Annotated in this window: 12 protein-coding genes; 9 read left to right on the top strand and 3 right to left on the bottom strand. The window is 52.7% G+C overall.

Annotation, left to right across the window (positions count from 1 at the left end; translation table 11 throughout):
• Positions 1-54 precede the first annotated feature (54 nt).
• Genes FEK50_RS17935 through FEK50_RS17910 form a run of 6 tightly spaced genes read left to right on the top strand, consistent with a single transcriptional unit; the run spans position 55 to position 6481 of the window.
• The gene (locus tag FEK50_RS17935; RefSeq protein ID WP_130259699.1) at positions 55-1077 is read left to right on the top strand and encodes an iron ABC transporter substrate-binding protein; all 1023 of its coding nucleotides are present in this window, start codon (positions 55-57) and stop codon (positions 1075-1077) included.
• Positions 1077-2057, top strand: coding sequence for an iron ABC transporter permease (locus tag FEK50_RS17930; protein WP_131162224.1), 981 nt, complete (start codon positions 1077-1079; stop codon positions 2055-2057). Before FEK50_RS17935 ends, FEK50_RS17930 begins: the two co-directional genes overlap by 1 nt.
• Complete coding sequence (locus FEK50_RS17925) at positions 2054-2812, top strand: ABC transporter ATP-binding protein (protein ID WP_130215977.1); 759 nt, start codon at positions 2054-2056, stop codon at positions 2810-2812. Before FEK50_RS17930 ends, FEK50_RS17925 begins: the two co-directional genes overlap by 4 nt.
• A 9-nt stretch (positions 2813-2821) precedes the next feature.
• Positions 2822-3634: a class I SAM-dependent methyltransferase gene (locus FEK50_RS17920; RefSeq protein WP_131162225.1), complete on the top strand. Its 813-nt coding sequence runs from the start codon at positions 2822-2824 to the stop codon at positions 3632-3634.
• Positions 3631-4485: a ModD protein gene (gene modD, locus FEK50_RS17915; RefSeq protein WP_130259696.1), complete on the top strand. Its 855-nt coding sequence runs from the start codon at positions 3631-3633 to the stop codon at positions 4483-4485. The genes FEK50_RS17920 and modD overlap by 4 nt, the downstream gene beginning before the upstream one ends.
• A 25-nt stretch (positions 4486-4510) precedes the next feature.
• The gene (locus tag FEK50_RS17910) at positions 4511-6481 is read left to right on the top strand and encodes a TonB-dependent receptor (RefSeq protein WP_131162226.1); all 1971 of its coding nucleotides are present in this window, start codon (positions 4511-4513) and stop codon (positions 6479-6481) included.
• Between the two features lie 49 nt (positions 6482-6530).
• On the opposite strand, the gene FEK50_RS17905 is transcribed toward FEK50_RS17910, so the two are convergent.
• The gene (locus tag FEK50_RS17905) at positions 6531-6785 is read right to left on the bottom strand and encodes a GlsB/YeaQ/YmgE family stress response membrane protein (RefSeq protein WP_000511315.1); all 255 of its coding nucleotides are present in this window, start codon (positions 6783-6785) and stop codon (positions 6531-6533) included.
• A 198-nt stretch (positions 6786-6983) separates the two neighbouring features.
• Between FEK50_RS17905 and FEK50_RS17900 the strand changes: the two genes are divergently transcribed.
• The gene (locus FEK50_RS17900) at positions 6984-7718 is read left to right on the top strand and encodes a flagellar brake protein (protein ID WP_130259694.1); all 735 of its coding nucleotides are present in this window, start codon (positions 6984-6986) and stop codon (positions 7716-7718) included.
• A gap of 1 nt (position 7719) precedes the next feature.
• On the opposite strand, the gene emtA is transcribed toward FEK50_RS17900, so the two are convergent.
• The gene (gene emtA / locus FEK50_RS17895; RefSeq protein ID WP_130205637.1) at positions 7720-8331 is read right to left on the bottom strand and encodes a membrane-bound lytic murein transglycosylase EmtA; all 612 of its coding nucleotides are present in this window, start codon (positions 8329-8331) and stop codon (positions 7720-7722) included.
• A 99-nt stretch (positions 8332-8430) separates the two neighbouring features.
• On the opposite strand from emtA, the gene ldcA reads away from it, so the two are divergent.
• Together ldcA and FEK50_RS17885 are read left to right on the top strand one after the other, a co-directional pair.
• Positions 8431-9345: a muramoyltetrapeptide carboxypeptidase gene (gene ldcA, locus FEK50_RS17890; RefSeq protein ID WP_130205635.1), complete on the top strand. Its 915-nt coding sequence runs from the start codon at positions 8431-8433 to the stop codon at positions 9343-9345.
• 94 nt (positions 9346-9439) lie between these two features.
• Positions 9440-11176: a potassium/proton antiporter gene (locus tag FEK50_RS17885; RefSeq protein WP_131162227.1), complete on the top strand. Its 1737-nt coding sequence runs from the start codon at positions 9440-9442 to the stop codon at positions 11174-11176.
• 56 nt (positions 11177-11232) lie between these two features.
• Here FEK50_RS17885 and dadX read toward each other — a convergent pair whose 3' ends face one another.
• Entirely contained in the window at positions 11233-12303 is a 1071-nt protein-coding gene (dadX, locus tag FEK50_RS17880; protein WP_130259691.1) for a catabolic alanine racemase DadX, read from the bottom strand.
• Positions 12304-12311 lie beyond the last annotated feature (8 nt).

The raw sequence follows: 12311 nt of genomic DNA, 5'->3' as shown, positions 1-12311 counted from the left end.
CTTTATCGATATATATGTAAATATATAGCGGTTTTAATTGTCAGGATATTACTTATGTCACTAACCAGACGGATGTTTACGCAGGCTCTTGCGTCTACCTTGTTCCTGCATCATCTGCCGTCCTTTGCACAATCAGTTAAATTCTGGGCCTCATTGACGCTTCCTGAAGCCAAAAAAATTACGCGTATTGTCAGTGCCGGTGCGCCTGCCGATCTGCTTTTGCTGGCTGTCGCGCCAGAAAAACTGGTCGGTTTTTCTTCTTTTGACTTTGCTCGCGAGGCGGCAATTCCATTAACTCCGGCAATACGTCATTTACCTAAACTTGGACGACTCGCCGGGCGCGCCAGTTCGCTTTCAATGGAAGGGCTTATGGCATTGCAGCCCGATTTGGTCGTTGATTGCGGCAATACGGATGAAACCTGGCTCTCCCAGGCACGGCAGGTTAGCGAACAGACACAAATCCCCTGGTTATTGCTTAATGGGAAACTGGAGCAATCGGCAGAACAGTTAACAACGCTGGGCAAAACATTAGGCGAAGAGCACCGCACCGCAGAACAAGCCAATCTCGCCAGCCGCTTCGTTGGTGAAGCTCAGGCATTCGCCACCTCACCCGCCGCTAACCTCCGCTTTTATGCTGCGCGCGGTCCCCGAGGGCTGGAAACGGGCTTACAGGGTTCGTTGCATACCGAGGCGGCGGAATTATTAGGTTTGCACAACGTCGCGCAAATAGCCGATCGCCATGGCCTGGCACAGGTTTCCATGGAAAATCTACTGCGCTGGCAGCCGGATATTATTCTGGTTCAGGATGCTGTGACTGCAAACTTTATCCGTAACGATCCTCTCTGGCAGGGCGTAAAAGCCGTTGCGGAACATCGCATCCTGTTTTTGAGTGGCTTGCCTTTCGGCTGGCTGGATGCCCCGCCGGGAATCAACCGTCTTCTGGGATTGCGCAGACTCCACGCCTGGCTGGATCCCGCAGTCAACAGCCAGTTTAAAAACGATATGCAACGTTACGCTCAACTGTTCTGGCATTGCCCATTAAGTGACGCCGACTATCAAAAAATGGTGGCGAGCTAATGAGAACCGCGAACGGATGTATTCTGCTGCTGGCAGCTATCAGTATCACTTTTGCCGCCGTAAATGGGGCTTATCATCTCGATACACAGCAACTGCTGGCGCTAATTCTTCGTCAAGAAGATGTTCCTGTGCAGGAACAAATTGTCTTCTGGCAAATCCGCGTGCCGCGCATTCTGGCGGCGTTGTTACTGGGCGCTGCGCTGGCAGGCGCCGGAACCACCTATCAGGGGATGTTTCGTAATCCCTTAGTTTCACCGGATATTTTAGGCGTCTCCGCCGGTGCCGGACTTGGTGCCTGCGCTGCAATCCTGTGGGGATTATCGATAGCTTACATCCAACTCTATGCATTTTTCGGCGGTCTGCTGGTGGTCGCGGGCGTCTGGCTGATTACATGTCGGGTGACTCGTCACGATCCGGTGCTCACGCTGGTGCTGGTCGGCATTGCGTTAGGAACGTTGTGCGGAGCAGGGATATCGCTAATTAAAACGCTGGCCGATCCCTATACCCAGTTGCCCTCGATTACCTTCTGGCTACTCGGTGGCCTGTCTACGGTGACCTTACGCGACCTTTACTACGCGGCACCGCTCATTCTGGCTGGCTCTGTTCCTCTGCTATTCCTCCGCTGGCGCATGAATTTACTCACGCTTTCTGATGACGAAGCCCGCTCGCTGGGGCTGAATGTTGCGCGTCTGCGATTAGGATTGATTGTCTGCGCCACACTAATCACCGCCAGCACGGTAGCAATAGCGGGCATTATTGGTTGGGTTGGTCTGGTCGTTCCGCACATTGCCCGCTTGTTGACCGGTCATAACCATCAGCAACAGTTGCCCATGGCAATGTGTACTGGCGCGATTCTGCTCCTGCTTACCGATACGCTGGCGCGCAGCATTGGGACAACAGAAATCCCGCTCGGCATTCTTACCGCTTTTGTTGGCGCACCGTTTTTCCTGCTTTTGTTGTTACGCGGAGGTCGCCAGTGACTTTGCTTGCCGTCCGTCATGCGTCTCTGGGTTACTCCCGCCATCCGGTGCTAAGTGACGTTTCCTTCGCCCTGTCGCAAGGAACAATTTGTTGTCTGCTTGGCGCCAATGGTTGCGGCAAAACCACACTCATGCGCTCCATTCTTGGCGTTATTCCGTTATTAAAGGGCGAGATCTTACTGGATAGCATCCCTGTTCAGACACTTAGCCATCGCCAGCGCGCGCAAGCAATTGCCTGGGTACCGCAGGCGCACGACGGTATTTTTGCTTTCAGTGTGCTGGATATGGTGTTGATGGGCCTGGCCCCCACCATGGGCGCTTTTTCCGTTCCCGGTAAGCAAGAACGCCTGAAAGCAACGGAACAACTGGAAAAGCTGGGTATTTTGCATCTGGCGACAAGACGCTGGAATACCCTTAGCGGTGGTGAACGCCAGCTGGCTTTAATCGCCCGTGCACTCGTCCAACAACCGCGCTTGTTGTTACTGGATGAGCCCGCCTCCAGCCTCGATTTCGGTCATCAGATCCAACTTCTGGACACGCTGGCGCAGCTAAAAAATAACGGCATGACAATGTTAATGTCGACTCACCATCCGCTCCATGCCAACGCCATTGCCGACAGCATTATTCAGGTAGAGCCAGATGGACGAGTAACACAAGGCTTACCGACCGAACAGTTAACAACGAACAAACTGGCGGCCCTGTATCGGGTTTCTGCCGACCAAATTCATCATCACCTCTCTGCAATTAGCCGCTAAGGAACAATCATGCTCATTGATGATATTGATTTTGCAGACCTTTATCTGCAGCAACTCAAACTGGCTCACCGCACAGAAAAAACGCCCGATCACTGGGATCAACGGGCGGAGAAAATGGCTGAAAATTGTGCCTCGCCAACGGACAGCTACCTGCAACAACTGATCGCTAAAATTGACCTGCAAGGCGCGCAGACCTTATTCGATATGGGCTGCGGACCAGGCACCGTATCGCTGGCGCTGGCTGACAAACTCACTACGATTTATGGCGTTGATTACAGTCAGGGGATGCTGAACGTTGCCGCCCGCCGCGCCGCCGCGCTGAAGGCAGACAATGTCCACTGGATCCAGCGCGCCTGGGAAGAGGACTGGAGTGACCTGCCACGCTGCGATATTGCCGTGGCTTCCCGATCCACACTGGTGGCTGATATGCGCCAGGTAATGAGCAAACTGAATAATCAGGCACGGCTGCGCGTCTACACCACCCATCTGGTCAGCACCTCGTTCGTCTCCCCGGCCATTCAGCGGGCGGCAGGTCGGGAAGTGATCGAATTACCCAACTATATCTTTGCGCTCAACGTCCTGTATCAAATGGGAATTTATGCTCACGTCGATTTTATCCGTGGACAAAATTGCCAACAGGATAACAGCACCTGGGAACGTTTTGAGCAGAACGTCAGCTGGAGTCTTGGCGCGCTTAACGACGATGAGCGTGAACGGTTATATCGCTGGTATCAACAACAAGATGCTCGTGCCCTCGCCCCTGCCAGCCGCGACTGGGCGCTCATCTGGTGGGATAGCGTGCCGCCGGAGGCACTGCGATGATCTTCATTTCTCAGGCACAAATCGATGCGTTACTTCTGGAAGATATCCAGGGCGGTGACCTGACCACGCGGGCATTAAATATTGGACACCAGCCTGGCTATATTGCGTTTTTTCACCGCCAGGGCGGCTGCGTCAGCGGCGTTTCTGTCGCGTGTAAGATGTTAACCACGCTGGGGTTAACCATTGATGACGCGGTCAGCGACGGTTCACAAGCGGATGCAGGTCAGCGGCTGATCCATGCCCACGGCGACGCTGCTGCGCTTCATCAGGGATGGAAAGCGGTCCAGAACGTACTGGAGTGGAGTTGCGGCGTCTCAGATTATCTCGCTCAAATGCTGGCGTTGCTTCGTGAACGTTATCCTGACGGCAATATCGCCTGCACCCGAAAAGCTATCCCTGGAACCCGGTTGCTGGCAACACAAGCTGTCATTGCCGCTGGCGGGCTGATTCACCGTGCCGGATGTGCGGAAACTATATTATTGTTCGCCAACCACCGTCATTTTCTTGCTGACAATCAGGACTGGTCGGGCGCAATCGCCCAGTTACGTCGCCACGCCCCCGAGAAGAAAATTGTTGTTGAAGCCGACACGTCTGAAGAGGCTATCGCCGCGTTACGCGCGCAACCAGACGTACTTCAGCTCGACAAATTTAGTCCGCAGCAGGCAACTGAAATTGCGCAAATAGCGCCGTCGCTGGCTCCCCACTGCACGCTGGCTCTGACCGGCGGAATTAATCTGACGACACTCAAAAATTACCTCGACTGCGGCATTCGCCTTTTTATTACTTCCGCGCCTTATTACGCGGCACCGGCTGACATCAAAGTCAGTCTGCAACCCGCAGCCTCTTTTTAATTCTTTGTTAAACGGAATTTATTCTATGAGACTCAAAAAACGTTATCTCTGCACAGCACTATCACTTGCCTTTACCCAGCAGGCCGTAGCGGCTCAGGAAAGCGACACGCTGACCGTATGGTCCAGTCCGGTATCATCGACGACGACCACCGTTCTCGATCACCCCACCATGAAGGCCCTGGATAAGCAGAATGTCGCTCAGGCATTAAGCGTCGTCCCTGGCGTAGTGCTGCAAAAGTCAGGCAGCCGCAACGAAGAACAGGTCAAAGTTCGTGGTTTTGATAGCCGTCAGGTACCGGTCTATTTCGACGGCGTACCGATTTATGTTCCCTATGACGGCAACCTCGATCTGGCGCGGATTCTGACCAACAATCTGGGCGCGGTCGAAGTTTCCAAAGGGTATTCGTCGCTGCTTCAGGGGCCTAATCAGATGGGCGGTGCCATTAATATCACCACCCGGAAGCCAACGAAACCTCTGGAAGCAAATCTGGGATATCGCCAGGGATGGAGCCGTAGCCGGGACAATGCCTACGATATGCATGCTTCATTTGCCGCCAGCAGCGATCTGGGGTATTTGCAAGTCAGCGGTAGCCAGCTAAAGCAGGATTTTCTCGGCCTGCCGCATGGTGTAAATAACGATATTGCAGGCAAACACGGCAAGATGATTAACTCATCGGCTGATGATAAACGCGGCATTGTGAAGCTCGGTTTTACACCGCGCGAAAACGATGAATACACACTGACTTACATTAAGCAGGATGGTGAAAAAGATAACCCGCCATACAGCGGAAACAGTGGTCAGAAATCACGCTACTGGCAGTGGCCGGAGTATGACAAAGAAAGTTTTTATTATCAGGGAACGACCCAGCTAAACGAGCGTTTTACTTTGAAAAGTCGGCTGTATCGCGACACCTTTGAAAATACGCTGATGATGTACAACTCGCTGGCTGATTTGAAAAATAAAAAAGGCAGCTACAGCCATTATTCCGATTACAGCGACGGTGCCGGATTACAACTGGCAGCCGATGTGCGTGAAAACGATCTGCTGTCGTTTGCCGTTAACTGGAAAGATGACGTACACCGGGAAAAAGGTGCGCCGCACGCCGCTTACGATCGCTATGAAGATCGCACCTGGTCGCTCGCCAGTGAATATCAATGGGCTGCCGCCGATAATGTCGATGTCGTGGCGGGAATCAGCTATGACTGGCGCGATAGTGTAGAAGCGAAAAAACATGAGAACGATGGCAGCATCACCCATTATGACGACAACAATCAGTCAGCTTTTAACTGGCAGGTGATGGGGAAATACCACTTTGCCAATGAAGACACGCTGGCGCTTTCGTACTATGACCGCACACGCTTTCCGACGCTGAAAGAACGCTATACCACGTCCAAACCAGCGTATAACCAGATAGCGATTGTTAACCCGCAGCTCAAGCCGGAACGCGCACGCGGGGTAGATTTAACCTGGAATGGTGCCTTCACGCGCGACTGGGGATTTGAGGTCAGCGTTTACTATAATCGGGTGAGTGATGCCATCCTCTCGCACAATATCGATGCCGATACCATTCAAAACCAGAACAGCGGCACGGTGGATTACAGCGGTCTGGACGCCGGTATTAAGGGGAAAATCAGCAATATACTGGATGTAGGGTTGAGCTACGCCCTGATCCACGCTGACGCTAAACGCAAAGACATCGGCAAGATAACCGATCTGCCAACGCAGACAATGACCGCATGGATGACTCTCAAACCGTGGGAGCCGTTAAGCGTAACACTGTCGGAAGAGGCGCGTTCCTCCAGCTACAGCAACAGTGACGGTTCACAAAAAGCCGCCGGTTTTGCGGTGACCCACATTCGAGCCGATTACGCCTTAGGTCATGGCTTCAGCGTCAATGCGTCGATCAATAACCTGTTTGATACCCAATATGCCTACAGTGAAGGGTTTATTGAAGAAGGTCGCAATTTCTGGGCAGGTGTCGAGTATACGTTCTGATGTGAAAGCGGATAGCGGCATCTGTATCGCTATCCGCCTTATGAAAATCTTATTCTCTTCGCAGGAGGCGGAATACGCCCAGAACGAGAATAGCTCCCACTACCGCCACCAGGAAGCTGTGCAGATTAAAACCGCTGATGGAGCCGCCAATGCCAAACATGGTCGCCAGCCAGCCGCCGACCACCGCACCGACTATCCCGAGAATACAGGTCAGGAAAAATCCACCACCATCACGCCCCGGCATGATTAGCTTGGCGATAATGCCGGCTATCAGGCCAAAAATAATCCAGGCAATAATTCCCATGTTCAGGCCCTCGTTTCTATGAACAGGACGCAAGAAATGCTTACGTCAACGCTCTAAGTATAGGCAAGGGTAAGTTTGATGTTGGGCGTCTGGCGGTTGATTTGCAGCCAATATGTAAAAAAAATTCTCATTTGTATAAAGTTTTGTTAATCGCTACCGATAAACCAAAGACAGTTTGTCGGTCAGGAGTTTTTCCGCGTGAGTCACTACCATGAGCAGTTCCTGAAACAAAATCCTTTAGCAGTGTTGGGCGTTTTACGCGATTTGCATAAAGCCGCAATTCCCTTGCGTATCAGTTGGAGTGACGGTCAACTGATCAGCAAAATACTGGCAATAACCTCGGATAAGCTGGTGCTGGATTACGGCAGTCAAGCAGAAGACAACAATGCCGTGCTTAAGGCGCGGCACATTACCATTACCGCCGAAACTCAGGGTGCGAAAGTCGAGTTTACTGTTGAACAATTACAGCAAAGTGAATACCTGCAGCTTCCGGCCTTTATTACCGCACCACCTCCCGCGCTATGGTTTGTGCAGCGACGCAGATATTTCCGCATCTCCGCCCCGCTCCATCCGCCTTATTTTTGCCAGACCAAACTGGCGGATAACAGCACGTTACGTTTTCGCCTGTATGATTTGTCGTTAGGCGGCATGGGCGCATTACTGGAAACGGCAAAGCCTGCCGGATTGCAAGAAGGCATGCGCTTCGCACAGATTGAAGTCAACATGGGACAATGGGGCATTTTTCACTTTGATGCCCAGTTACTGACGATCAGCGAGCGTAAATTGATTGATGGTAAAAATGAAACCGTCTCCACTCCCCGTCTGAGCTTTCGTTTTCTTAACGTCAGCCCGACGGTGGAGCGGCAATTACAGCGAATTATTTTCTCACTGGAGCGGGAAGCCCGTGAGAAAGCGGACAAAGTACGCGACTGAGTTACATTGCGTCCAGAGCCTGCTCGAGTTTATAGATATAACGTGGAGCCTGCGGCGCGGGGTGATTTCTCGCGACGTGATCGAGGAACTCGTCAGCGTCCAGATCGTTGATTTTGCTGATCGCCTTTTTCCGATCTGAGGAGAAAGTCCGTAGCAGTGCGCCTGCCCCGTTAGCGTATGACACTACCAGCGCATATTGCAGTACTTTCGGATCTTCAATACCTGCCAGCGGGCCGGTTTCCAGAATATTCAGGTAAGCTGCCCCCATTGAGATATTACGCTCTGGATTTTTCAGCTCACTGGTCGTCGGCTCACCACTCCAGCCCATACGGCGATAAACATCGCGTCCGGACGTGGAGGCTTTTAACTGCATCAAACCAATGGCATTCGATTTACTCACCGCGTTCGGGTTACCGCCCGACTCGATAGCGATAATCGCCGTGATCAATTGTGGATCGACACCCCAGGCAGCACCGGCTTTCTGACTTATTGGCATCCACTTCATTGCACGTTGTACCGGAACTTTCGCGTTCCACGGAGGATTCGTATAGTCATGTTTTGATGAACAACCCGCTAATAACACAATCAAAAAGGCAAACCATCTCAATTTCACTTCATCTATCCTTATAGCCTGGAATCGCCGTTGAGGTGACAACGGCACACCTAAGCGGCATGATATACAATTCGTTTCTGTTGTCAGCAAGGAATTGCCATGTCTCAGTTTCACTTAATCGCCCCGTCGGGTTACTGCATTAATCAGCACGCCGCGCAGCGCGGTATTCAACGCCTGATGGATGCGGGTCATCAGGTCAATAACGTAGAGGTCATTGCCCGTCGCTGTGAGCGGTTTGCAGGTACGGAAACGGAGCGGCTGGCGGATATTAATTCCCTTGCAGGGCTGACATCACCCAACACTATCGTACTGGCGGTTCGCGGCGGTTACGGCGCCAGCCGCTTACTGGCGGATATTGACTGGCAGGCGCTGGTTGCTCGCCAACAACATAATCCGTTGCTGATCTGCGGGCATAGCGATTTCACAGCCATCCAGTGTGGACTGCTGACCCAGGGTAATGTCATCACCTTTAGCGGCCCGATGCTGGTGGCGAATTTTGGCGCGGAAGAGCTGAACGCCTTTACCGAGCACCATTTCTGGCTGGCATTACGCAATGAAACATTCACCATTGAATGGCAAGGGGAAGGCCCGACGTGTCGGACCGAAGGCACGTTGTGGGGAGGCAATCTCGCGATGCTGATTTCGCTGATTGGTACGCCGTGGATGCCGCAAATTGAGAACGGTATTCTGGTGCTGGAAGATATTAACGAGCACCCTTTCCGCGTCGAACGTATGCTGTTACAGCTCTATCATGCCGGAATTTTACCGCGTCAGAAGGCGATTATCCTCGGTAGCTTCAGTGGTAGCACGCCCAATAATTATGACGCGGGTTACAACCTGGAGTCGGTGTACGCGTTCTTGCGTTCCCGCCTGTCTATTCCACTCATAACTGGCCTCGATTTTGGTCATGAACAACGCACAGTTACGCTGCCGTTGGGCGCACATGCCATCCTTAATCACACCCAGGAAGGCACACAGTTGACGATTAGTGGTCATCCTGTTCTTAAAGTGTAAAAAAATCACGTTTCAGGGCTAAGTAAAACGCTGTTTCTGCCGCTAATATGGTAGGGTTTATATAAGAGACAGCGTAATCAGGAGTAACCGACCGTTGGATGCCACAACAATAATTAGCCTTTTCATCTTAGGATCCATCCTTGTCACCAGCAGTATTTTACTTAGTTCATTTTCTTCCCGTCTTGGCATTCCCATTCTGGTTATTTTTCTGGCGATCGGCATGCTGGCGGGGGTTGATGGCGTCGGCGGCATCCCGTTTGATAATTATCCTTTTGCTTACATGGTAAGTAACCTCGCGCTGGCGATTATTTTGCTCGATGGTGGGATGCGTACCCAGGCCAGTTCATTTCGCGTGGCGTTAGGTCCGGCGCTGTCACTGGCGACGGTGGGCGTGCTGATTACTTCTGGTTTAACCGGCATGATGGCGGCGTGGCTTTTTAATCTCAATTTGATTGAAGGCTTATTAATCGGCGCCATTGTCGGTTCCACGGATGCCGCTGCGGTATTTTCTCTGCTTGGCGGCAAGGGGCTTAACGAACGTGTTGGCTCGACGCTGGAAATTGAATCCGGCAGTAATGATCCAATGGCGGTCTTTCTGACCATTACCCTGATTGCGATGATCCAGCATCATGAGAGCAATATTAGCTGGATGTTCATTATCGATATTCTGCAGCAATTTGGTCTGGGCATTGTAATAGGTCTTGGTGGCGGTTATTTACTGCTGCAAATGATCAACCGCATCGCCCTGCCTGCCGGATTATATCCATTGCTGGCATTAAGCGGCGGTATTCTGATTTTCTCATTAACCACTGCGCTGGAAGGTAGCGGTATTCTGGCGGTGTATCTGTGCGGTTTTCTGCTGGGTAATCGCCCTATTCGCAACCGCTACGGCATTCTGCAGAATTTCGACGGCCTCGCCTGGCTGGCGCAGATCGCCATGTTCCTGGTGCTTGGGCTGTTGGTTAACCCAAGCGACTTACTGCCTATTGCCATTCCAGCGCTCATTTTGTCCGCATGGATGATTTTCTTCGCTCGTCCCCTTTCGGTATTTGCCGGATTGCTGCCGTTCCGTGGCTTCAATTTGCGCGAGCGCGTATTTATCAGTTGGGTCGGGCTGCGCGGCGCGGTGCCAATTATCCTGGCGGTGTTCCCGATGATGGCGGGCCTGGAGAATGCACGGCTGTTCTTTAATGTCGCCTTCTTCGTGGTTCTGGTTTCGCTGTTGTTACAGGGAACGTCGCTCTCGTGGGCGGCGAAAAAAGCCAAAGTGGTGGTTCCGCCCGTCGGACGCCCGGTATCACGCGTTGGCCTTGATATTCATCCGGAAAACCCGTGGGAACAGTTTGTTTATCAGTTGAGTGCCGATAAATGGTGCGTGGGCGCGGCGCTGCGCGATCTGCATATGCCAAAAGAGACGCGTATTGCGGCACTATTTCGTGATAACCAATTGCTTCATCCCACTGGCAGCACCCGACTGCGTGAAGGCGACGTCTTGTGCGTGATTGGTCGGGAACGCGATCTCCCGGCGCTCGGTAAACTGTTCAGCCAGTCACCGCCAGTCGCGCTGGATCAACGCTTCTTTGGTGACTTCATTCTTGAAGCCAGTGCCAAATATGCCGATGTGGCGCTGATATATGGTCTGGAAGACGGTCGGGAGTATCGCGATAAACAGCAAACGCTGGGGGAAATTGTCCAGCAATTGTTAGGCGCGGCTCCGGTTGTCGGTGATCAGGTGGAGTTTGCCGGGATGATCTGGACGGTGGCCGAGAAAGAAAATAATGAAGTGCTGAAGATTGGCGTTCGGGTAGCGGAGGAAGAAGCCGAATCTTAAGTTTGATCCGTCTTGTATCGCCGGATACGACGCTGGTCGCATCCGGCTACAACAAGTTACACCGTCACAACAGGCACACGTAACGCCAGCGCGCACATCAACTCATAGCCAACGGTTCCGGCAGCGGCGGCGACATCATCAATTTTGATCTCTTTGCCCCACAGCTCAACCGGTGTACCAATACCCGCCTGCGGGCAAGGCGTTAAATCGACCGCCAGCATATCCATCGAGACAGTCCCTACCGTCATGGTGCGTACGCCGTCGACTAAAACCGGCGTACCGGTTGGCGCATGACGCGGATAACCGTCAGCGTATCCGGCGGCAACAATGCCAATTCGCTGTTCATCGCGCGCGGTATAGCGACCGCCATAGCCCACACGATCTCCCGCTTTTAGCGTCTGGATACCAATAATCTCGCTGCTTAACGTCATTACCGGACGTAATCCGGTATTGGCGATATCGCGCCACTGACCGGACGGCGATGCACCATACAAAACAATCCCCGGACGCACCCAGTCAAAATGCGCTTCCGGATGCCACAGCGTCGCGGCCGAGTTAGACAACGAACGTCGACACTCAAGCCCTTCCGCCGCCTGGTCAACACGCGCCATCGCCTCGGTAATCCCATCAGGATGCTCGGCCTCGGCAAAATGCGACATCAGGGTCATTTCGCCAACATTCGCCATCGCCCGCAGCTGCTGCCAGACGGTGGACACGCGATCGGGCAGGAAGCCCAGCCGATTCATTCCACTGTTCACTTTAAGATAAATATCCAGTGGTGCTTTTAGTCGCGCGTTTTGCAACGCCTTGAGCTGCCAGTTACTGTGAACGCAGGTAGTCAGGCGATACTGGTCATAAATCTCCAGATCCTGGGCGTGGAAAAAACCTTCCAACATGAGGATCGGCCCTTTCCAGCCGCGCTCACGTAGGGTAATGGCCTCTTCCAGATTAAGTAAGGCAAAGCCATCAGTCGCCCCGAGCGCACTCCAGATACGTTCAATACCATGCCCATACGCGTTCGCTTTTACCACCGACCAGACGCGCGCATGCGGCGCGGCCTGGCGGACAATGTTCAGATTCTGTTTTAATGCCTGTAGATCGAGGCTGGCCTGTATCGGTCTGGTCATCTCGATTC

The organism is Escherichia sp. E2586 (genome assembly GCF_005781105.1).
GTDB lineage: Bacteria > Pseudomonadota > Gammaproteobacteria > Enterobacterales > Enterobacteriaceae > Escherichia.
Note: the sequence above shows the minus strand (reverse complement) of the source record. Positions and strands in the feature narration are given on the sequence as shown.